Source organism: Acinetobacter sp. CIP-A165 (assembly GCF_000367985.1).
Lineage (GTDB): Bacteria > Pseudomonadota > Gammaproteobacteria > Pseudomonadales > Moraxellaceae > Acinetobacter.
This window is the reverse complement of sequence record NZ_KB849202.1, coordinates 193,149-215,327: the sequence shown is the minus strand read 5'-3', so window position 1 is coordinate 215,327 and position 22,179 is coordinate 193,149. Positions and strand designations below refer to the sequence as shown.

Genomic DNA, 22,179 nt, shown 5'->3' with positions numbered 1-22,179 from the left:
GGATCAGAACAAATTCGGTTGTCTTAACTCAACATTATAACATAAATTATGAGCTAAGTTTACCCTTCAGGCCAGCCAAAACATCAAACGGGTTATCCCGCTTTTCTTCGACATCATCCTGAGTGGCAGGTCGATGCTTATGCTCACAAACATCATGTTTAGGAGATAAAGGCATCAACAGTAACAGTTCATCTTCTAGTAATGCGAGTAAATTGATCGATGCAGGTGTATCAAAATCACCTTTTTTCGAAGATTCACTTTCACCTAAAACGATGAAATCAGCATCCTCATCCAATCGCTCTATCAGTGACTCATCATCAATCAAAGCTAAATGAAAGTCTGAAACCAATTCAATTTCAACAGTTCCCAAACAACGTTGGCATTCCATTGGAACTTTGGTTTCAATATGTCCATCTAACCATATAATACGATGATAGATATCCATTGATAGCTTACAGTCTATGTTGATCAATTGATCATCAATTGAACCAACAGCTTCTCGAGCAATACGAGCAAAGCGAGACAATGGCAGTGTTCCTGACCATGTAAAGCCCTGTTCAGCCCATTTAAATGGCTCGATTTGGCTTGGAAAAGTATTTGCTGACATAATTAAGAGCGCGATTTTACAAATTCATCGGTACTCTGTCAAAGATTAAGATACAATTTTGCACTTCTTTTGACAGAACTTAGGGTAAATCAAGCAATGCACCTGTTGCAGCCGCAACTTGAAGTAACAACTTCATTACTCATTCGCACCCATTCAACCACTACTGCTGTGTTAATGCCAGATCAAGTGCAACATTTATCTTGGCAAAAGTTAACGACAGAATCAGAGCAGGTCGATTGGCTTATTTTACACTTTAATTCTTGGTTTTCCCACCATAATGTCACTTTAGTCAAAGGTGATTTTGAACCAGAGTATTTCCCAGCAACTTTGCAACAAGCTGCAAGAATCCAATTTGCGCATGGTTTCTTTAATAGTGCCCTGCATGAGATCAGCCATTGGACGATCGCAGGTGAAAAACGCCGTTTACTTCCAGACCTTGGATATTGGTATGCACCTGATGGCCGAAGTGCTGAACAACAACGCTTATTTGAACAAGTTGAAATCAAACCACAAGCGATTGAATGGTTATTTGCAACCGCCTTTGGTCGAAAATTTCGTGTGTCTTTAGATAACTTAACGGGCGACAGCGGAAATGGGCGACAGTTTAAAGATCATGTGTTTGCTCAAGTACAACGGTATTTTTCTGGTGAAGCAAAGCTACCTCGTGATGCTGCACATTTTATTTATTGCATTTGTCTTTGCACACGCAATGGATCACCATTACAACTCAATGAATTTAAACGTGAATACCTTGATTAAATGACAAAATTATCACATCAAACTCTTGCAACATGCCCACAACAAGTTTCATACTAAATTCAGCCACATAGATCAGGGAGTTATAATAATGTTGCATTTACATATTCATCCTGAAAATCCACAGGCTCGCTTAATCACTCAAGCCGTTGACCGTATTCGTGCTGGTGACGTTGTGGTCTATCCAACTGATGCGGCCTATGCCATTGGTTGCCAGATTGGTAATAAAAGTGCGATGGAACGTATTGCTCAAATTCGTGGTTTAGGCCCAAAACATCAATATGCCATCATGTGCTGCGATTTATCGGACATTGCAACTTATGCCAAAGTTGATAATGCAATGTATCGTTTGCTTAAAAATAATACACCTGCTGTAACCACTTTTATTTTGCCAGCAACAAGTGAAGTACCTAAACGCTTAATGCACCCGAAGAAAAAAACCATCGGTCTGCGTATTCCAAGTAATCCAATTGCTCAAGCATTATTAAAAGAATTAGATGAACCTTTACTCACCAGCACCTTGATTTTGCCGAATCAAACAGATCCTTTAGATGACCCATTTGATATTGAAAATCAGCTCGGCAAACGTATTGATGTGTTTATCGATGGCGGTTTTGGAATGTTAGCAACCACAAGCATTGTGGATTTATCAGGTGAAAATCCAGAAGTTATCCGTCGTGGGATTGGTGACGTCAGCGCGTTTGAATAGTGTTGTATAAAATGCAGCTTATTCAGAAAGAATCGTAAGCTGCTAAATGCCTTCAACAAAAAGGCTAGGTATGGTCTTTTAATTATGATCAACGTATTTAAATCAAGAGATATATCCGATACTTTGCTTTAGTTTAAAAAACTCTGAACACTCTGAAAGTATCTGTTTTTTTTCATACAACACGTTGCCATCATAAGTTTTAAAAAAATAAGTTGTGGCTGGCTGATCCTCTTCTATAACTTTCACAACTCCTTTGCCAATATCTTTATATTTGTCGCTGGCTTCTTTTTCCTGAATATAATCAAAATAACCGCATGTCATTTGATGATGTGCTTTTTCCATTTCCCCTCTTAGATTATCTCTATTTACGTTTTCTGTCATTGATTCAGTTAAAGTGACATAAACTAAAACATGAGGGTATTGATTGAGTGCATCCAGTTTAATCGGGTAGCCCGCTCGACTCATAGCCTCATTCATTTGCTGTACAAAAGCCATACTTTTGAAATGGTCTCTGGCCTGTTGTTCAAACTGCTTAGCCCAATATATCTCAGTCCCCCAAAATAGAGCACCAATAATTATTAGGCCCGTTGCAACAAATTTAATGTTCATATTACCCCATAATATTTCATTCAATAATTAATATTTTTTTTGGTTTATCTGCCAGCACATTATTTATAAAAACCATTAAAAATCAACAAAAAAATTAAAAATTAACATTAAATTAGCCATTTTCTGATAGATAGTAAGCTCACCCATATAGCTGTAAAAAAATTAAAATATATATTTAACTATTTTTAATGATTTAACGTATTAAAAGTTAAAAAAATCAGACAATCGCTGTTTCTGAAAACCCTGTTCATCAAAATTTTCTGGGCTTAACCATTGTTGATAAACTTGTTCCAAAGCTGACCATTCTTCATCAAGAATCGAAAACCATGCTGTGTTGCGATTTCGACCTTTTACAATCCGATCCTGACGAAATAGACCTTCATACTGAAACCCAAAACGCAATGCAGCTGCTTTTGATGGTGCATTGAAATCATCACATTTCCATTCCACACGTCTAAAACCCTGTTTAAAACATTGTTGTAATAATAAAAATATCGCTTCAGTCGATGCTTTTGATTTTTTCATCTTATGTGAAAAGTAAACATTACCGATTTCAATCGCACCATGTTCAAGTCTTGGATTTAATAACGCAATCCAGCCCTGTACCTCACCATCGACTTCGATCAAAAAATGGATGGAATCTTTAAAATTAAATAAATTATGCAAAGCATCTTTTATAACATCTTGGCTCTGTGGTGCCGAATAAGGCAGATAAGTCCAACATCCATCATTCGGTTCTGTTGAAACACACGCCCACATTTGACTGAGGGCTTGGTCGGACACGCCACCAGCAATATCGATCAAGTTAACGTATTGTCCGTTTAAATCGCCAGCAATTGACCGAGCAGATACATGATTTTCAATTGAAAGGCCAATTTTTTGTCCAAGTTGATTTTGTTGCGTGCTTAAATAATGTTTCATAATATTTTATCATTTAAAGAAAATGAGGTTTTCGTCGCTAATTTAAGCATAATTTTTCCCTTACCAATATAATTTTGCATAAATCTAGAAAATACCCTGAGAACTTTAAGGTTTTTGTAAGTGAGTAATTTATTAAATTTGCTATTTCGATTAGAATAGCCGTGCTCTTAGTAGTATGTGTCATCCCTTGATCACAAAAACGATCCCTTCATGCTTTTGAAAATTCGCGTGGCTTATAACGGTAATGAATCAAATCCTATCTTCCTCTCTGGAGTTAACTCCTTCCATTCGTGTGCTTGACGAGTGGCATGACACCATACCTGAAGATTTGTATATACCGCCTGCTGCATTCGAAATCTTATTGGAACAATTTGAAGGGCCTTTGGACTTTCTCATTTATCTGATTCAAAAAAATGGCTTTGATCTGTTACACATAGATATTGCACCGATTGCGACTCAGTATCTTAGCTATATGGATAGCATGAAGTCATTGAATATTGAACTGACGGCTGATTATATGGTGATGGCGGCTCTGCTTGCTGATTTAAAATCACGTTTATTATTGCCCAAAGCCACGGTTGTTGATCAATTTGAAAAAGATCCTAAACAAGAGCTGATCGATCGTTTAGAAACCTATTTACGCATAAAACAAGCTGCTGAAAGATTAGGTCAAATGCCGATCTTTGAACGCGATACCTTTAGCGCAAATGTCAGTATTGGTCATATTGCACCCATTTACGAAGGTTATGATGTCGAAGCTTTACGCGATGCAATATTCTGTGTATTTAACCGTCCTGAGCCAATAACACATGTTGTGGCACAAGAACCTGTTTTACTCGAAGAACGTATTGCCTTTATCCAAAACCAACTTGCATCTGGTGAGGCATTGAGTTTTATTGAATTACTTAACCCACAACAAGGCCGCATGGGTATGGTTGTGACCTTTATGGCGGTGCTAGAACTCACACGTCAGCAAAAAATTCAAATTATTCATACAGGAATTGAAGCACCGTTAACTGTTCAAGGCGTTGCAGCATGAGTTTAGATCAATTGGACTCAAATGAAGGTATGTCGCTTGAAGACATTCATCATGATGTTTTATTGCAAATTGAAGCAATTTTATTCGCCAGTGACTCACCAGTCTCACTTGCACGACTAAAAGAAGCATTTCAAAACCAATATAATAAGCAACAGTTACGTCAGTTTCTGCAACAATTGGCTATGTTACAACATGGTCGCTCCATAGAATTGATTGAAACGGTACAAGGGTTTCGTTTTCAGGTACGTGCAAAGTATAGAAATATCATTACGCAAGTTTGGCCAGAACGCCCAACTAAATTGTCACCGTCATTACTCGAAACAGTCGCAGTGATTGCGTATCATCAACCCGTCACACGTGCCGATATTGAACAAATTCGTGGTGTATCAAATAATAGTCAGATTTTAAGAACGCTTTTTGACTGGAACTGGATCAAAGAAGCTGGTTTCAGAGATTTACCTGGAAGACCTGCGTTGTTAGTTACAACGCCCCAATTTTTAAATGCATTTGGTCTAGCCTCGCTAGGTCAACTGCCTCCCCTACAGAACGCCAAGGAAGCATTCATGACACTCGACGCACATGCGCCGAAGTCTTGATAAGGTGAACTGTTGATCATTATGTCTAAGGTTGTGCTGTCATGAGTGAAAAATTACAAAAGGTATTAGCGAGGGTTGGGCTAGGCTCACGTCGCTATATGGAAGAAGTTATTGCTGCTGGTCGTGTCAGCATCAATGGTCGTATTGCACAGGTTGGTGAGCGTATCGAACCGACGGATGAACTGCGTATTGATGGTCGTAAAGTCCAATTCCAAATTGAAGATGAAATCCGTCGTCGTGTTTTGGTTTACTACAAACCTGAAGGCGAAATTTGTTCACGTAATGATCCTGAGAATCGCCCAACTGTTTTTGAACAGTTACCACAAATTGCCAATGATCGTTGGGTCATGGTCGGTCGTCTGGATATAAACAGTACTGGTTTATTGTTATTTACCAATGATGGTGAGCTTGCCAATCGTTTGATGCATCCATCCAATGAAATTGAACGTGAATATGCGGTACGTGTCATGGGTGAAGTGACACCGCAGATTCGCAACAATATGCTCAAAGGTGTAGAGCTTGAAGATGGTCCTGCCAAATTTGAATCATTCACTGATATTGGTGGTGATGGGATCAACCGTTGGTATCAAGTTGTGGTCAAAGAAGGTCGTAACCGTGAAGTGCGCCGTATTTTTGAAACACAAAGTTTAAAAGTCAGTCGTCTACTGCGTACCCGTTACGGTACAGTGATTTTACCGCGTGAATTGCGTACAGGTCGCTGGATGGAATTGGATAAAGGCGATATCGATAATCTTGCAAAATCTGTTGAATTGAAACCACGTCAAGGCACCGGTTTATTTGGTATGGCCAAACGTCGTAGTGACAGAATGATTGAAAAACCAATGGCTGCACGTCGTGGTGGTTATTTACGTCAACAACGTCGTGATGATGAACAACCAGAACAACGCCCGAACAGCAATACTAAAAATCAAAATACCAGTGACCGTAAACCTCTTGGTATCAGTAAAGGCTTTAAGAAGTTTTAAGACTTTACCTTGATAAAAAAACGCTCAAATTTGAGCGTTTTTTTATATCTCTGCTAGCGATTAGATATGATGCCTTGTGGAATCGCATTCAACAATTTTTGCGTGTATTCATGTTGAGGATGTAAATACAGCTCATCTGAATCCGCAATTTCAACGATCTCGCCATGATTCATCACCATCACTTGATCCGAAATATATTTCACAACTGATAAATCGTGTGAAATAAAAATATAACTCAAACCAAACTCATCCTGTAAATCTTGCAACAAGTTCAACACCTGAGCCTGCACTGACACATCAAGCGCAGATACCGACTCATCACAAATCAAAATCTCAGGTTTTAATGTTAAGCAACGTGCAATCGCAATGCGTTGACGCTGACCACCTGAAAACTCATGTGGATAACGATCATAAGCTTGATCAGGCAAACTGACTTTCTCTAAAAGTGCTAATGCGATTTTTTTACGTTCAGCATCATTTTCACCGATCCCATGAATGCGCATTGGCTCAAGTAAAATCTGCCCAATGGTAAAGCGTGGATTAAGCGAGGCGTATGGATTTTGAAAGATGATTTGTATCTTCCGCTGGTAGAGCGCAAATTCTTTCTCCGTCATAGAAAGAATATCTTTCCCATCAATCAATACTTGCCCGCCCGTGGCTTCATGTAAACGCATCAGCAATAAGCCAATTGTGGTTTTTCCTGAACCCGACTCTCCCACCAACCCCAAAGTTTTACCTTTTGCTAGTTGGAAAGAGACACCTTTTACCGCCTGAAACTCCTCATGCCCCCATAAACCTTTACGGCTATAAAAAGACTTCTTCAAGTCTTTAACATCCAGTACGATTTTCTCTAGACCTGTAATCCCTCGCGTTCGTTCTTGAAGATGAAGGGTGGACAGATTAATCGCTTCAACCAGTTGCCCATTTTCCTGTTTCATAAAATCGCTGGTGACAGGCAAGCGATATGGACGCGATGAAAGTTGAGGACGACAATGCAAAAGTGCGCGTGTATAAACATCGTTAGGTTGTTCAAGCACTTGTTTCACATCACCACTTTCTCGAATTTCACCATGTCGCATCACAATCACTTCGTCAGCAATTTCACCGACCAAAGCTAAGTCATGTGTGATAAATAACATCGACATTTCATGACGCTGACGTAAAGATTCGAGCAAATCAATAATTTGCTTTTGAATCGTTACATCCAAAGCAGTCGTCGGTTCATCGGCAATCAAGAGCTTTGGTTCACAAGCAATCGCCATCGCGATCATAATACGTTGTTGTTGACCTCCCGACAGCTGACTTGGATAGGCATCAATCTTGCTCTCGGGTGAAGGAATCCCCACTTCATTCAATAATTCCAAAACACGGATTCTTGCCTGCTTTCTCCCCATGCCAAGGTGAATACGAAGCACTTCAGCAATTTGATCCCCTACTGTAAACACAGGATTCAATGATGACATTGGCTCTTGGAAAATCATGGCAATGTCTTTGCCACAAATACCCCGAATCTCTTTCGCGGAGAGATTGAGTAAATCTTTACCTTCAAAGATAATTTTACTTTGCTCAACGACTTGGCTTTGTCCTTTGGGTAGCAAGCCCATGACTGCAAGCGAAGTGACAGACTTACCACTGCCAGACTCACCCACTAAGGCAACAGTCTTGTTTTTAGGAATCGAAAATGAAATCCCTTTGACTGTTTCAATCCACTGTTTATTCTCACCTTTAAAACTAACGCGAAGATTTTCTACATTTAATAGCAGTGTTTCATTATTACCTATCATCTCATTTCACTCCGCTATTTCAGTTTCGGGTCTAATGCATCACGCAATGCATCGGTGAACATTGAAAATGCCGTGACTAACACTGCCATGGCGATCGATGCCGCTGCCAATTGCCACCATTTGCCTAGAATTAACTCAGTTTGTGCTTCATTCAACATGCTTCCCCAAGACACCACACCCACTGGAACGCCAAAACCAAGGAAGCTCAGAATCACTTCGGATTTGATAAATGCCACCACAAGAATAGATATTTGCACTAAAGCAATATGACTGACATTGGGAAAAATATGCACAAACATACGGCGCGAATGGCTCACACCAATCGCCTTAGCAGCCAGTACATATTCACGAGATTTGTGCTTCATATATTCAGCACGAATCAAGCGAAACACGCCTGTCCAGCCCGTTAAACCTAAAATGAGTACAATCGAAAGTACCCCTTTTTGTTGAAGAACCGCCGCAACGGCTAACACCAATAACAGATAAGGAATTGAGGTAAAAATATTGTAGAACCAGTTCAGTACATCATCGACCCAACCACCAAAATAGCCTGCAATCGCCCCTAAACCCGTACCAATCACTACTGCCAATAAAGCAGATAGCAATCCAACGAGGATCGATGTTTCCGCACCTTTGATGGTTTTGAGTAAAATGTCTTGCCCCCACTTATCAGCACCAAAAGCGAGTGTAGTTTTTAATTCTTGGCTATGATCGAGTAAATGCTCACCCAATTGCTGATCAATGGCTTGCATATCTGCTGCTAAAGGGTCTGTCACCCCATAGTAATCAATTGGAGTTTCGGTGATCTGCTCATTCGCAATTTGAATATTCAATTCACGAATAATCTCTTTTAAAGGATCTACAGGGTTTTCAGGTAAAGCTTGCAACGGTTCTGATTTTTTCTCAGTAATCCGTTCCTCAACATCAGCACCGATAAAAGTAGGTGCTGCATAACTCACCGCAACCTCTTTATTCCAATTCGATGCAACCACACCTGTTACCGACAAAACCAATACGATGAAATAACTCAGCACGACGAGTAGTGAAACCATTGCAATACGATCCGCTTTTAAGCGCTGCACAGCCAACTGCCAGAGTCCAGACGAAGTTGCGTCAGACTGAGCAGATGCCTTTCTTTTGAATAATATATTCAGCATATTGCACCTACTTCAACTGTACGCGCGGATCGATTAATTTATAAATCAGATCAGCTATTAAGTTAAAACACATGGTCGCAGCAGCGATGTACACAGTAATCGCTTTAATGACGGGAAAATCACTCCGCTCCACCGCAATAATGACTTCGCGACCAATACCTGGAATACCAAAAAAGCGTTCAATTAAAAACGCACCGATCAGTAATGCAGGCAAGGTTGCCATCACATCGGTCACGATCGGGATGGATGCATTTCGTAATACATGCACACCAAAGATGCGATGTTCACCCACGCCTTTGGCGCGTGCGGTACGGACATAATCCTGATTGACTTCATCCAAAATAAAGCTGCGATAGAGTCTGAGTGTTGGTGCAATACTCACCACCAGCATGATCAAAATCGGCAGTAACGCATATTTAAATAAGTTTTCACTAAAACTATCGCTCCAGCCCTGCACTGGAAACCAACCCAATTGATAAGCAAAGAAATATTGGAAAACAATGATATAAACTAAAATACTGATCGACATACCGATGGTGCATAACATCATCACCATCCGATCAGTCAAACTGCCTCGTACTGAGGCAACTGCTAAAGCCAAAATGATCGAAATAATCGTTTGTAAAATCGTCAGTGGAATCAAGATGGTCAGCGATGGCCCTAAACGTGTCGTAATAATCTGGGAGACTGACTCACCGGTACTCCAACTCACGCCATAATCAAAGGTTAAAATTTGCTGAATAAAAATCCAGAGTTGCACATAGTAAGGCTGATCAACCCCGAGCTGCTGACGAATATTTTCAATTTGCTCTGGATTCGACATTTTCCCTGCCAAGATATAAGCAGGATCCCCCCCCACCCAATTGAACAAGAAAAAGATCAGCAGCACGACACCCAGCATGGTTGGGATCATCTGCCATATGCGACGTACAATATATGCCAGCATAAAGATGCCCCTTATTTAATTCGTTGACCTGAAATTTCATTGAAAAATGCAGTGTTATTGGGTTTACGTCCAAGAAACGTTTCAACCAATGTTTGTGCAGGTTTTTGACTACCTTGAGATAAAATGGTTTCGCGATAACGCTGTCCAACCTCGGCATTGTTCAAGTTATTGCCAAAGGCTGACAACATATCTAAGGCAATGACCTCAGACCACATATAGCCATAATAGCTACTTTGATAACCGCCCATAATGTGCCCAAACTGACCTGGAAATTGTGTCGTGGGTACATAACCCAATGCCGTTGCACCCTCCATTTTCCCCCATAGGTCAAGGGGTTGTACCTTCAAAGCATCAACACCATGTAGTGCCATATCGTACTGGGCATATAATGTTTGACGCGCATAATGCAGACCACGCCCATAGCCATGTACTGCATTTAGTTTCTCGATCAAGGCATCATCGACTCGTGGACAAGCTGGTTTGCAATAATCTGCGACTTTTGACAGGGTTTCTTTACGTCTCGCCCACTCTTCATACATTTGTGACGGCGCTTCAACAAAGTCACGCTCTACACTCGTTCCAGCTTGTGATGCATAACGCGTGTCTGACAAAATGCCATGCAAAGCATGTCCAAACTCATGTACGAAGGTTTCCAACTCATCACTATTCAGCCCCTTGCGATTAAAATTGGTGACCAATGCTGAGATTGGTTTACGCTCAGTTAAACGACTTCGTCCAAAAACACTCCAAACCGCAGCATGGCCATACTTGCCTTCCCGTGGAAATTTATCCATGTATAAGCCGCCAATTAATTGCTTTGTTTTCGCGTCAACCACATCGTAATACTCGACTTCGTCTTGCCAAACTTCTACATTTACTGGCTTAAATTCAATCCCATATAAATCAGATGAAATAGCAAATAACCAATCTTGCGTCGCTTGTGTAGGGAAAAATTCCCGCAAGTTTTCCTGATCAATTTGATATTTGGCTTGACGGAGTTTTTCACTCCAATATTCCTCGCTCCAGCGCTCGATCTTGGCTTGTTGTAATGGAATATTTAAGCTTTTTGCTTTGAACTCGCCTAAGGTCTGAGCTTCTTTTTGTTCTAACGGGGCGACTGTTGTATGAACTTCTGCTAAAAATTGATTGACTGCCTCTGGTGTTTTTGCCATTCGCTTTTGTAAAGCCCATTCAGCATAACTCGATTTTCCAAAGAGCTGCGCTAAGGCATAGCGTAAATCGATCGCTTGCTTCAGCAATGCTAAATTCTTTTCTCCACCACGACGACTAAAAGCAATTTGGTAGCGCTTACGTGCATCATCATTTTCCGCAAGCTGCATAAAAGGTCGGTATTCAGGGTATTCAAAACCCAATAAATAATGACCTTTATCATTTTTGCTTAAAGCATCAATATAGCTTTGCGGTAAACCTTTTAACTCAGCGGTACTAAACTCTAATTTCTGTGGATTCTCACGCACATTTCTGGCATAGATCTGCTCAACCGTTGCGAGTTCATCCAAAATCTCTTTCAGACGTTTTTGTTTGTTGGTGGTCAGCAGAATGCCTTTTTCCTCAAAATTATCCAAAATGTCTTGCTGAAATTTGCTGTCTATTGCATCAGATGGCTTTAGTTTTTTAAACTGCTGATAGAGCTTGGGGTTTTGGAAAATATCGGTTTGGAACTGAGTAATTTTAACTTCACAATCCTCAGCCGCGTTGCGTACAGCCTCATCGGGATAAACGTTGCCATATAAACCAATCGGCCCATAAAAATCTTCAAATTCTGCAAAGATGCGATCCCATTTCGCTAAAACGGGGGCTGCAGGTGCATCTTGTTTTAACCGCAACATTTCTACAGACTTTAGCTGTTTTTTCACCTCATTCATTTTGGCATCGCACATTGTTGCAATGTCTTGGGCCTGAAATGTTGGCAATGTCTGACGCTTTGTGGTTTCAGCGATTGCCATCTGGCTAACGCCCATCGTCAATAAACATAAGGTGGTTGATTTAAAGGTATTGAATTTCATGATGACTCCAGTTCTTTATTTCTATTTCTTCATATCAATGTCGATGTACATCCATTCCGCAGGAAGAATAGGATGCTTTTTAAAACCAATCACACGAGGTTGAGCCAAGATGTTTCGATAACGAGCACCGATCACTTGTACAGGCATATAGACTTCTAAAACACGTGACATTTTTCGGTACAAAGCATCACGTTCTGGACTAGGTGGCAGCTTCTGGCTTTGTTCGTATAGGCGGTCAAATTCAGGAATTTCGGCACAACTGTTGTTACTTACATGAACGTTCTTGCCATAAAAAAGCTGCATAAAATTATCTGCATCAGGATAGTCCGCAATCCAAGCAGATGTTTTGAACATGGTTTTGCATTGTTTTTCTAACTTCAGTGCTTCTGAAAATGGCAAAGATTTGGTGGTCATTTGGATCTTGAGACTATCCAGAATTTTTTTCCAAAACTCCGCTTGTTGCTGACTTCTTAGACTATTTCCAGAGATCGTCATATCAATTACAAGCGGCTTTCCATTCGGCAGCGTTCGCCAACCATTTGCACTCACCTTGTAGTTATAACGATCAAGCAACAGATTGGCGGCTTTAACTGAATACGGAATACTGCTTCTATAATCAGGGTCGTAGCCGACTACACCATCGGGGATCAGTGCTTGTAATTTTTGGGCATCCCCTTTTTGCAAAATATTGATATAACTGTCGGCAGAAAAAGCCATCGCCATGGCACGGCGGAGTGCAATTTTTTCTTTACTCAACCCACCCACAACTGGGTTTTTCATATTCCAATAGTGATAGTCAATGGATGGATCAACGATACGAGACAGTTGCACACCTTTTTTCACCAATTCAGGTTTCAACTCACCATTCTGCAAAGCCTGAACGGTCAACTCACCATCAAGCTGAAATAAGTCCACCTCATCTTTACTAAAGGACAGCCAACGTGACTGTCCTTCTTCCATCACTTGGATATCAATGACACCAATTTGCGGCATCTGTTTGCCTTGCATGGCTTGAACTATTTTCTGGTCTTCGGCAGAACTCGCTTTAAAGTTCCAAACAAAACTTCGGAAGTCGGGATTGGCTTTTAAAATGATACGTGACCCCGGTGTCCAACGAGCCAGCATATAAGGACCTGTGCCCACAGGATGTCCCATGGCAAAACCAGCTTTGTTTCGATACTTTTCGATCACCTCTCTAGCAACTGCACCAGCAGGTTGATGCGCCAAGATCATCGGGAAGTTTTGATCAGGACTGGTCAGTTGAATCACCAAGGTATAGCGATCTGGTGTCTGTAAGCCGACAACAGGTTGATCGTAATTAAATTTTCCTGTTTTTTGTGCTTGTTTCAGTACGGCATCCATTCCCGCAATACGTCCGTCCAGCAACCAACTGTTGGGTGAACGTAAGTTTGGATCGAGCAAGCGCTTAAAGGTATAAGCATAATCAGCCGAGGTTAGTTCACGCTTTTTTCCCTTAAATGCTGGGTCATCAACAAAATAGATGCCTTTCTGGATTCGAATGGTATAGGTCAAACCATCTGCACTAACCTCTGGTAAACCAATTGCTGTTCGAGGCACTAATTTTGCAGGTGAGGCCAAATAATCATAGGTAAATAAGGTCTCAAAAATAGAACCATTCACATGCGCAGAATATAAGTCGTGTACACCCGCAGGATCAAAACCTGTTTCTGCGACGGGAAAGACATAACGCAATACTTTATTGGGATCGGCTGGGCTTTTGGCAGCAAGCAGTGAAGTTGAAAGTGTTGCCGTGAGTCCAACACAAATTGCCAAACCATAGCGTGTTAACGAAAGTTTAAAATTTTGCTTCATCTTGAACTCATCACTTATTTTTGACGCGGTGAAGCAATATCTAGATATTGCCAGTTGGTAAGAGGTGGTCCCACTTGTTTGAACAACTAAAAGCTTATTTATAAGTGATACTCTGCTCTAGTTAAGCTACCTTATTTTGTTGTGGTAGCTGGTCATAGTAAAACTCATCTGGAGTCATTTTGTCCAGACTCGAATGAGGTCGTTTCAAATTATAAAATTCAAAATATGCGTTTAATTGCTTCTTCGCATCCAAAACATTGCTGTAGGCTTTGAGATACACCTCTTCATATTTAACGCTCCGCCATAATCGTTCAACCATCACATTATCAACCCATCGACCTTTACCATCCATACTGATTTGAATGCCATTTGATTTCAATACATCAATAAATGCATCACTGGTAAACTGACTGCCTTGGTCTGTATTAAAGACTTCAGGTCGGCCATATTTTTCAATAGCTTCATTTAATGTTTCTATGCAAAATGTAACCTCCATACTAATCGATACTCTATGCGCAAGTACCTTGCGGCTATGCCAATCAATCACAGCACATAAATAAACAAAGCCTTTTGCCATAGGGATATACGTTATATCCGTAGACCACACTTGATTACTGCGCTGAATAGCCAATCCTTTGAGCAGATATGGATATTTACGGTGAGCTTGATTAGCCTGGCTTAAATTTGGTTTGCAATATAACGCATTAATGCCCATTTTCTTCATTAAAGTACGTGTATGACGTCGTCCTATATGATGTCCTTGACGATTCAATAAATCACGCATCATACGGCTACCTGCAAAAGGGTATTGCATATGTAACTCATCCATACAGCGCATCAGCTTCAGATCTGATTCACTCACAGGTTTTGGGCGATAGTAATAACAACCACGGGAGACTTTCAGCAGCTTAGCTTGCTTAGATACTGAAATCTGAAGTGAGTCATCGATTAACTTTTGTGGTTGAAGCGACCCAGTTTCTTCAACACACCTTCTAAAAAATCAATTTCTAATGCCTGCTCACCGATTTTTGCATGTAGTTTTTTTAGATCGATGGGTGGTTCTGTTGGAGCTTTTGATTGATCGAAAGCTTGCGAGGAAGCTGAAATCAGTTGATTTTTCCAGTCAATAATTTGGTTTTGATGAACATCAAATTCAGCACTCAATTCAGCAAGTGTTTTTTCTGCTTTAATCGCAGCAAGTGCTACCTTAGCTTTAAAGTCATTTGAATGATTTCTTCTTGGTCTACGTGTCATAAAATACTCCATATATTGATGTTTATAACATCATTTGGGGAGCAAAATATCACTTATAAGTGTTGTTCAAATTTCCTGATCCACCTCTGTATTCATGATTGGATGGGCTTTGAAGCCTTGCACATGGGGCTGAATGACCCAGTTTCTTATGCGGGTGTCTTGAAGAATAAAAGGATGATCTGCTTCGACTTGTCGGCTCATTTTTTCATAAAAAGGCATACGCTGTTCTGGCGCGTGCTGCATCGCTTGTTTATATAAACGATCATAAGCTGCTGACTGATAACAAGATTGATTCGCACGTCCAACGTTAGGACCATAAAGCAATTGGGTGAAATTCTCTCCTTCTGGATAATCTGCATGCCATGCACCGCCCCAGATCATGTATTGACATTGAGTTGCCGCCTTTAAGTTATCGGCAAAATTACTGACTTTAAATTCTGCTCGGATGCCAATCGCATCTAAGTTTTTCTTCCACAACTCAGAGTACATCACTGAAGCAGAGCCGCTTTCTGTATTAATTTTTAAAGTTAAAGCGTTGCCATTGGGTAAAGTACGATAACCATCCGCAGCTTTTTTATATCCAAAATGATCCAGCAGTTTATTGGCGAGAACAGGGTTGTAACCAATGCTGCTACGATAATTCGGGTTATGCCCATTTACACCTGCGGGAACCAACATTTCGGCTTTGACTGCCTGCCCTCTTCGTAAAATGCGGATATATTCATCCAAATTAAAAGACATCGCTATGGCACGTCTTAATGCGACTTTATCTAAGCTCTTTCCACCTATGATCGGATCACGCATATTCAGCATGGTATAAGTGATTTCAGCTTCTTTATTTGGATAAAGGAGAATACCTTGCTGTTTCACCTCAGCTTTTAATTGATTATTTTGATCCAATACTTTGGGAACTGAGCTTGAAGTTAACTTATCAAAATCAAGTTGCTTGGATTTAAAGGCTAACCAACGTGACTGCTCTTCTTCGATAATACTGATGTTCACCTTGCCGATTTGCGGCATCTTTTTGCCCGTCATTTCTTTGACAAGCTGATTATCCCAAGCCGTTCCCGTTGACTTATAATTCCAGACAAAACCACGATAATCAGGATTTGCAACCAACTCTATTTTGCTACGAGGAACATACTTGCTGAGCATATATGGACCTGTACCAACAGGATGCATACCCAAACGGTCTTTATAATATTCAACCACTTCACGAGCAACTGCACCAAAAGTGCTATATGCCAAAATATAAGGCAAGTTATAATCAGGTTGTGTCAGTGTGAATTGAATCGTATAACGATCTAATGCCTTGATTCCCTCAATCGGTGCATCATAATCAAATCGACCAGACTTCCTCGCTTGATCAACCAACACATTTGCACCGACAATTTTATGATCGATAAAAGCAAATGATGAGGAGTGATTTTTAGGATCTAAAATACGTTTAATCGAATAAACATAATCCTCTGCAACCAACTCTCTGCGCTTGCCTTTGAATGCAGGATCATTGGTAAAATAAATCTCTGGTTTTATTTTAAAAATATAAACTTTGCCATTTTCTTGAATGATTGGCATGCTCTCTGCCGTTGATGGCACAAGTTTTACTGGATTAGCCAAATAATCATATTGGAGTAACCTTTCAAAAATAACATCAGCAACATTCCCACTATAAAAATTGAAAGTTTTAACCATATCAAAACCATCATCGGGGGCTTCAAAAGCAATTCGAAGCACTTTGTCCGCTTGTGCTGGTGTTTTGGCATATCCAATTGAGGCAAATGCAATAATGGTTGAAAACAAAGCAACGCTAGAAAATTTAGACTTCAACTCAGTGCTCACATCATCGTTTTTCAGTAAACGCTAATCTTTCGAATAGCACCCAATCACTCAACGATTCGAGCATCTTTGTTTAATCAAATGATATTTCTAATAAAATTTAAAAATTGATTATTTTTTACCATTCATAAAAATAACAAAGATGGAAGAATCATTTCCATGACGGAAAAACCACTGCCAAATTCATGCCACTTTTCAAATAAAATACTTAACCATAATCAATAATTTTTAATAAGTAGTCTAAAAATATGGATTTCTGCATGTTAATTAAAAGTAATATTATGCAAAGATCATTTTTTGATATTAATTCACGCTTCAGAAAACAAAAAAATACAAATGCATAATTTTAAATAAATAAATATTGTTCCGCACCAAATAAAAGCAACACCCAAACATCCTGATTCATTTTAATGCGATATAAAAAATCATGATTGTTGTAGAAAAATGACAATAAAAATAATTTTTGTATATTCATTGTTTTTTAATAATTAGTAAAAATATGAAACGCTTATTAGATAAAACTAGAACGCTTTTACACAATTTAATCTAGACCAATTGAGACCTAAAAACGGTATTTGGCACATGTCTTGCTAAAACGATTTTGTTCATTCTTTAGAGTGACCGTCTATTTAGGGGTTATAAATTCAATGAAAAATACCAATTTCGTTCAATCTAGTGCTCTGCCAAAAGCGAGCAAAAGCATACTAAAGCTCAGTACCCTGAGCCTAAGTATGTTGTGTTTAACAATGACCCATGCGGCCGAACCAGAGTCACCCACAGATGAAAAACCGACCAAAGTCGTAAAAGTTGCAGTCACGGGTTCATCGATCAAAGGTGTTGCAGCGCAGAGTGCTTCTCCAATCACGATCGTAAAAGTCGATGAAATTCTGAAGCAAGGGATCACCACCACAGAGGAGGCTTTATCTAAAATCACAGCCAACCAATCCAACTTTGTTACAGCGTCTAATGTTGGCGCGAGTAGAACAGAGGGGTCCGCAGCGAACATGCGTGGCTTAGGTGCGAATAAAACTTTAGTGTTATTGAATGGACGTCGTCTTGCAGCAAATGCCTATGATAGTGGCATCACAAATTTAAATATTATTCCCCTTGCGATGCTAGATCGGATTGAGGTTTTAAAAGATGGCGCTTCAGCCGTTTATGGAACTGATGCGATCGGTGGTGTGATTAACTTCATTACTAAAAAGCAGTTCAATGGCTTAAATTTTAGTACTGACTACCAAAAGCCAGAACAAAAAGGCGGTGAAAAACAAAGCTATTCAATTTTTGGTGGTTTTGGTGATCTCGATGAAAATGGATTCAACGCGTTCGGTGTGATTGATTATCGCCGTGGTGAAGATGTCATGGCAAAAGATCGTAAGGTCAGTCGTCGTGGCGGTGTTTTACCAGAACTCGGTGTGGACAGAACCAGTAGTGGCTCATTCCCAGCAAACTTATATGATCCTAAATCAGAAGTTTTTGGTAATCCCTATGCAAATATCGGTTGTGGCGATAACCCACTGGTAACAGCCAAAGGTGAAACCTGTCGTTATAACAGTCAAGCTGTCATTGGCATCGTTCCTAAAACAGAAGATATCTCTGTCATGGGACGAGTCACCGCAAAGTTAAATGATAACTTTAATGCCATTGGCGAATATGTATATGCACGGAATGAAGTCACCACGTCTGTTGCACCAGATGTGTTTTTTGATTTACCTCTAGATCCTTCAAGCAAATATTATCCAGGCAAAGGCATAACCCCAGCAATGGATGGCGTGAATGGTCCATTAGAACTTTATCTTCGTTCTCAAGCAGGGAATCGTGTCAGTAATAGCGTCAATGATTCACATCGTATCTTTGCAGGTATTGAAGGTGATGCTTATGGCTGGGATATCAATACCGGCGTAACCTATGCACGTAGTAACGCAGCAGATAATATTGTAAATGGATATCTAAATTATGATAAAACAGCGGAAGCTTTACTCAATGGCACGTTGAACCCATTTGGACCACAAGCCGCTGAAGATGGAGATGTATGGAGTAGCTTAGGGGTAAAAGGTAAATATTTAGACGCAAAATTAGATTCAACAACGATCGATTTTACTGCAAGTCGCCCCATTTACACTTTGCCAGCAGGTGATGTAGGACTTGCGATTGGGGCAAGTTATCGTAAAGATGATTGGCAATCAAAAACCATTTCTGAGATTGCGAGTGTTGCACCGAGTACGGGTGTAGATCCAAATGAACCAGTAAATGAAGGTTCTCGAAATATTAAAGCGGTTTTTACAGAACTACATGTTCCATTGCACAAAACTTTAGAAGCACAACTTGCTGCTCGTTATGACGACTACAGTGATTTTGGAAGTACCTTTAATCCTAAGTTTTCCCTTCGCTGGGAGCCAATTCAACAATTGATGTTCAGAACAAGCTATACCAAAGGCTTTAGAGCACCAACACTCGCAGAAATGCACGCACCGAACTCGTTAACCAATACCCAAGCAACTTACAACGATCCTGTTCTATGCCCGAATGGTGTTCCCGGCGCTGGTGCTCTCCCTGCCCGCGATTGTGGTATGCAGTTTGATCGTCAAGATGGTGGTAACAAAGATTTAGAGCCAGAAAAATCAGATTCAATTACGGCAGGTCTGGTCTTTCAGCCAACCAAAAATCTAGTCTTCACATTAGACTATTTTGATATCAAGGTTAAAAATCAGATTACAGCGATTTCCGAGACGGCCATTTTCGGCGACCCAGAAAAATATGCAGATAAATTTGTCCGCAATGCAGATGGCTCACTCCACCACATCATTACAACCAAACAAAACTTAGGCGGTATCAAAACTTCAGGATTTGATGTCGGTATGGCGTGGCGCTCTCCAATGACCAGCACAGGTCAGCTCGGTTTTAATATTGATGGTACCTATATAACAGATTACCAATATCAAGAAGATAAAGGGATGCCATGGGTAGGTGTTGCAGGTAGTTATGCAGGTCTGGATTATCAAGCCATTGTTTTGCGTTGGAAGCACACCGCAAATCTAGATTGGCGCTATGAAAATTGGGCACTGAACTTACAGCAAAGTTTCTCTAAAGGTTACAAAGATCAAAATGCCAGTGGTCAAAACCATAAAGTCAGTGACTACACCACCTATAACCTATCAGGAACGTATAAAGGCTTTAAAAATTTAGAGCTTACGCTAGGTGTCAAAAATATGTTTGATGAAGCTCCCCCTGCATCAAATGTACTGGATAACTTCCAAATGGGTTATGACCCTCGATACGCAGATGTACTGGGTCGAACTTACTTCGTTCGTAGCACTTTCAAATTTTAATATGCGCATCACTACAGCATGATTTTCAGATGCTGTAGTGATCTACCGTGATCCGCCGATCCAAAACAACATTTATTTGCATCACATAAATCAGAGATTTCATTTTCAAATTTATGTATGGATCAACGATTACAATTTCAGGAGCAATTATGGGCATACCCTTTGCTGAGAATGAAAATCAATCTGCCAAACGTTTCATCGGTCTTGGTGTGGTTTTATTTCTACATCTCGTGATCGCCTATATTTTAGTAACAAGTTTAACGACTGCAACGATCAAGCCTGTCGAGAAACCTGTCGAACTACAGATTATTCAAGATATTGAACCGCCCCCTCCACCACCTCCACCACCTCCACCAAAACCAGAGGAAAAACCACCTGAACCACCAAAAATGGTAGAGAAAGTGGCAAAAATGCCTGATCCGCCTAAACAAGTGGAAAAAGTAACACCTGTTGCCAAACCAACACCTACGCCACCTGTACAAAATGCAGTTGCGACTCCTACAGCTACACCTGTTGTAGCAGCACCCAGTCCGAGTCCTGTTGCAGCACCAATCGCCGCACCTGCTCCTGCACCCAAACCCGCTGGGATTTCACGTGGGGTATCCGAAGGTAGCGTAGGTTGTAAAAAACCAGACTATCCACGTGAAGCTTTAATGAATGAAGAAGAAGGTACAGTACGGATGCGTGTATTGGTCGATGGTTCAGGCAAGGTAATTGATTCAAAAGTCGCAAAATCTAGCGGTAGCAAAAGCTTAGATAAAGCCGCGATCAAAGCATACAGCTTATGTTCGTTTACACCTGCCATGAAAGACGGTGTTCCCCAACAAGAATGGTACGAAATCGAATACCCATTCACAATTACTTAAACAAATGAATGAATTAAACAAATTTTTTGGAGAATTTAAAATGAATAAAACAGCAAAACATATCGCTCGATTCGCAGCTATTGGTTTAATTTCAACCAGCACTTTACTCCCAATCAGTACAGTGTGGGCTGAAGAAACCGCCCAAACAACACCTGTAACCACAGTCGTGGCGGATGAAACCACGCAAACGACAGCTACACCTCCTCCACCTCCAGCAACTGAACAAGAAGCTTATAACCCTTATGGTTTAGAAGCACTTTGGCGTGAAGGTGATGTTATTGCCAAAACAACACTGTTTATTTTGGTATTGATGTCGATTGGTACGTGGTACATCATTTTTTCTAAAGTATTCCAACAAAGTAAAGTAAAACGCCACGGTATAGAAGCTGAACGTAATTTTTGGGAAGCAGATACGCTCAATAGTGCCAAAGACAGTTTAAATCCAAGCAGCAGTTATCGATATATCGCTGAAAAAGGAATCCACTCAACCAAACACCACGATGGCTCTTTATTAGAAAGAATTGATTTCAACACGTGGGTGACGATTTCGATCCAACGTGCAATTGAAAAAGTACAAAGCCATTTAGGTAATGGTTTGGCATTTCTAGCAACGGTTGGTTCTACAGCGCCTTTTGTTGGTTTATTTGGAACAGTTTGGGGAATCTATCACGCACTGACAGCCATCGGCATCTCAGGGCAAGCCTCTATTGATAAAGTCGCAGGTCCTGTTGGTGAAGCCTTGATCATGACCGCAATTGGTCTTGCTGTCGCAGTTCCTGCGGTACTCGGCTACAACTGGCTGACTCGTCGTAATAAAGCAGTGATGGACAATGTCCGTTCATTTGGTTCGGACTTACATGCTGTTTTATTGAGCGGTGAACTCAATGGTAATCACCCAAACCGTGATTCTAAATAAGGAAT

18 protein-coding genes are annotated in these 22,179 nt (G+C 40.4%); 8 read left to right on the top strand and 10 right to left on the bottom strand.

Annotated elements, in window-relative coordinates:
- Positions 1-46 precede the first annotated feature (46 nt).
- Positions 47-607 carry a YceD family protein gene (locus F991_RS06555; RefSeq protein ID WP_004670011.1) on the bottom strand — a complete coding sequence of 187 codons (561 nt, stop codon included), beginning with the start codon at positions 605-607 and terminating at the stop codon, positions 47-49.
- Between the two features lie 96 nt (positions 608-703).
- Between F991_RS06555 and F991_RS06550 the strand changes: the two genes are divergently transcribed.
- Together F991_RS06550 and F991_RS06545 are read left to right on the top strand one after the other, a co-directional pair.
- Complete coding sequence (locus F991_RS06550; protein WP_004670008.1) at positions 704-1,366, top strand: elongation factor P hydroxylase; 663 nt, start codon at positions 704-706, stop codon at positions 1,364-1,366.
- A gap of 88 nt (positions 1,367-1,454) precedes the next feature.
- Complete coding sequence (locus tag F991_RS06545; protein ID WP_004670005.1) at positions 1,455-2,072, top strand: L-threonylcarbamoyladenylate synthase; 618 nt, start codon at positions 1,455-1,457, stop codon at positions 2,070-2,072.
- A 102-nt stretch (positions 2,073-2,174) separates the two neighbouring features.
- Here F991_RS06545 and F991_RS06540 read toward each other — a convergent pair whose 3' ends face one another.
- Positions 2,175-2,681, bottom strand: a complete 507-nt coding sequence (locus tag F991_RS06540) for a hypothetical protein (RefSeq protein WP_004670004.1) — start codon at positions 2,679-2,681, stop codon at positions 2,175-2,177.
- Between the two features lie 201 nt (positions 2,682-2,882).
- Entirely contained in the window at positions 2,883-3,602 is a 720-nt protein-coding gene (locus F991_RS06535) for a GNAT family N-acetyltransferase (protein WP_004670002.1), read from the bottom strand.
- Between the two features lie 244 nt (positions 3,603-3,846).
- On the opposite strand from F991_RS06535, the gene F991_RS06530 reads away from it, so the two are divergent.
- From F991_RS06530 to rluB, 3 genes are read left to right on the top strand one after another with little or no spacing between them, the layout of a single operon-like run.
- Positions 3,847-4,641, top strand: a complete 795-nt coding sequence (locus F991_RS06530; protein ID WP_004670001.1) for a segregation and condensation protein A — start codon at positions 3,847-3,849, stop codon at positions 4,639-4,641.
- Positions 4,638-5,237: an SMC-Scp complex subunit ScpB gene (scpB, locus tag F991_RS06525; protein ID WP_004669999.1), complete on the top strand. Its 600-nt coding sequence runs from the start codon at positions 4,638-4,640 to the stop codon at positions 5,235-5,237. Before F991_RS06530 ends, scpB begins: the two co-directional genes overlap by 4 nt.
- A 41-nt stretch (positions 5,238-5,278) precedes the next feature.
- Entirely contained in the window at positions 5,279-6,223 is a 945-nt protein-coding gene (rluB, locus tag F991_RS06520) for a 23S rRNA pseudouridine(2605) synthase RluB (RefSeq protein WP_004669997.1), read from the top strand.
- 53 nt (positions 6,224-6,276) lie between these two features.
- Here the strand turns inward: rluB and F991_RS06515 are convergent, their stop codons facing one another.
- From F991_RS06515 to F991_RS06480, 7 genes are all read right to left on the bottom strand, one after another.
- On the bottom strand, positions 6,277-8,007 hold the full coding sequence (locus F991_RS06515) for an ABC transporter ATP-binding protein (RefSeq protein ID WP_004669995.1): 1,731 nt from the start codon (positions 8,005-8,007) through the stop codon (positions 6,277-6,279).
- A 14-nt stretch (positions 8,008-8,021) separates the two neighbouring features.
- Positions 8,022-9,164: an ABC transporter permease gene (locus F991_RS06510; RefSeq protein WP_004669993.1), complete on the bottom strand. Its 1,143-nt coding sequence runs from the start codon at positions 9,162-9,164 to the stop codon at positions 8,022-8,024.
- A gap of 7 nt (positions 9,165-9,171) precedes the next feature.
- Positions 9,172-10,110: an ABC transporter permease gene (locus F991_RS06505; protein ID WP_004669991.1), complete on the bottom strand. Its 939-nt coding sequence runs from the start codon at positions 10,108-10,110 to the stop codon at positions 9,172-9,174.
- Between the two features lie 11 nt (positions 10,111-10,121).
- On the bottom strand, positions 10,122-12,137 hold the full coding sequence (locus F991_RS06500) for a M3 family metallopeptidase (RefSeq protein WP_004669989.1): 2,016 nt from the start codon (positions 12,135-12,137) through the stop codon (positions 10,122-10,124).
- 21 nt (positions 12,138-12,158) lie between these two features.
- Positions 12,159-13,970 (bottom strand): ABC transporter substrate-binding protein, encoded by a 1,812-nt coding sequence (locus F991_RS06495; protein WP_004669987.1) that lies wholly within the window; start codon positions 13,968-13,970, stop codon positions 12,159-12,161.
- 121 nt (positions 13,971-14,091) lie between these two features.
- A protein-coding gene (locus F991_RS17120; protein WP_155757138.1) for an IS3 family transposase occupies positions 14,092-15,236 on the bottom strand; the annotation gives its coding sequence in 2 pieces (ribosomal slippage) (positions 14,092-14,972 and positions 14,972-15,236; 1,146 coding nt in all).
- A gap of 54 nt (positions 15,237-15,290) precedes the next feature.
- Positions 15,291-17,054, bottom strand: a complete 1,764-nt coding sequence (locus tag F991_RS06480; protein WP_004669984.1) for an ABC transporter substrate-binding protein — start codon at positions 17,052-17,054, stop codon at positions 15,291-15,293.
- Between the two features lie 656 nt (positions 17,055-17,710).
- Between F991_RS06480 and F991_RS06475 the strand changes: the two genes are divergently transcribed.
- From F991_RS06475 to F991_RS06465, 3 genes are all read left to right on the top strand, one after another.
- Positions 17,711-20,392 carry a TonB-dependent receptor gene (locus tag F991_RS06475; protein WP_171063420.1) on the top strand — a complete coding sequence of 894 codons (2,682 nt, stop codon included), beginning with the start codon at positions 17,711-17,713 and terminating at the stop codon, positions 20,390-20,392.
- Between the two features lie 149 nt (positions 20,393-20,541).
- The gene (locus tag F991_RS06470; RefSeq protein WP_004669980.1) at positions 20,542-21,258 is read left to right on the top strand and encodes an energy transducer TonB; all 717 of its coding nucleotides are present in this window, start codon (positions 20,542-20,544) and stop codon (positions 21,256-21,258) included.
- Between the two features lie 40 nt (positions 21,259-21,298).
- Positions 21,299-22,174: a MotA/TolQ/ExbB proton channel family protein gene (locus tag F991_RS06465; RefSeq protein ID WP_004669979.1), complete on the top strand. Its 876-nt coding sequence runs from the start codon at positions 21,299-21,301 to the stop codon at positions 22,172-22,174.
- The last annotated feature ends 5 nt before the right edge of the window (positions 22,175-22,179 follow it).

What these genes read in the sequence shown, in the direction of transcription:
- F991_RS06555 (WP_004670011.1), bottom strand. Translation starts at nt 607, where the DNA reads ATGTCAGCAAATACTTTTCCAAGCCAAATCGAGCCATTTAAATGGGCT.
- F991_RS06550 (WP_004670008.1), top strand. Translation starts at nt 704, where the DNA reads ATGCACCTGTTGCAGCCGCAACTTGAAGTAACAACTTCATTACTCATT.
- F991_RS06545 (WP_004670005.1), top strand. Translation starts at nt 1,455, where the DNA reads ATGTTGCATTTACATATTCATCCTGAAAATCCACAGGCTCGCTTAATC.
- F991_RS06540 (WP_004670004.1), bottom strand. Translation starts at nt 2,681, where the DNA reads ATGAACATTAAATTTGTTGCAACGGGCCTAATAATTATTGGTGCTCTA.
- F991_RS06535 (WP_004670002.1), bottom strand. Translation starts at nt 3,602, where the DNA reads ATGAAACATTATTTAAGCACGCAACAAAATCAACTTGGACAAAAAATT.
- F991_RS06530 (WP_004670001.1), top strand. Translation starts at nt 3,847, where the DNA reads ATGAATCAAATCCTATCTTCCTCTCTGGAGTTAACTCCTTCCATTCGT.
- scpB (WP_004669999.1), top strand. Translation starts at nt 4,638, where the DNA reads ATGAGTTTAGATCAATTGGACTCAAATGAAGGTATGTCGCTTGAAGAC.
- rluB (WP_004669997.1), top strand. Translation starts at nt 5,279, where the DNA reads ATGAGTGAAAAATTACAAAAGGTATTAGCGAGGGTTGGGCTAGGCTCA.
- F991_RS06515 (WP_004669995.1), bottom strand. Translation starts at nt 8,007, where the DNA reads ATGATAGGTAATAATGAAACACTGCTATTAAATGTAGAAAATCTTCGC.
- F991_RS06510 (WP_004669993.1), bottom strand. Translation starts at nt 9,164, where the DNA reads ATGCTGAATATATTATTCAAAAGAAAGGCATCTGCTCAGTCTGACGCA.
- F991_RS06505 (WP_004669991.1), bottom strand. Translation starts at nt 10,110, where the DNA reads ATGCTGGCATATATTGTACGTCGCATATGGCAGATGATCCCAACCATG.
- F991_RS06500 (WP_004669989.1), bottom strand. Translation starts at nt 12,137, where the DNA reads ATGAAATTCAATACCTTTAAATCAACCACCTTATGTTTATTGACGATG.
- F991_RS06495 (WP_004669987.1), bottom strand. Translation starts at nt 13,970, where the DNA reads ATGAAGCAAAATTTTAAACTTTCGTTAACACGCTATGGTTTGGCAATT.
- F991_RS06475 (WP_171063420.1), top strand. Translation starts at nt 17,711, where the DNA reads ATGAAAAATACCAATTTCGTTCAATCTAGTGCTCTGCCAAAAGCGAGC.
- F991_RS06470 (WP_004669980.1), top strand. Translation starts at nt 20,542, where the DNA reads ATGGGCATACCCTTTGCTGAGAATGAAAATCAATCTGCCAAACGTTTC.
- F991_RS06465 (WP_004669979.1), top strand. Translation starts at nt 21,299, where the DNA reads ATGAATAAAACAGCAAAACATATCGCTCGATTCGCAGCTATTGGTTTA.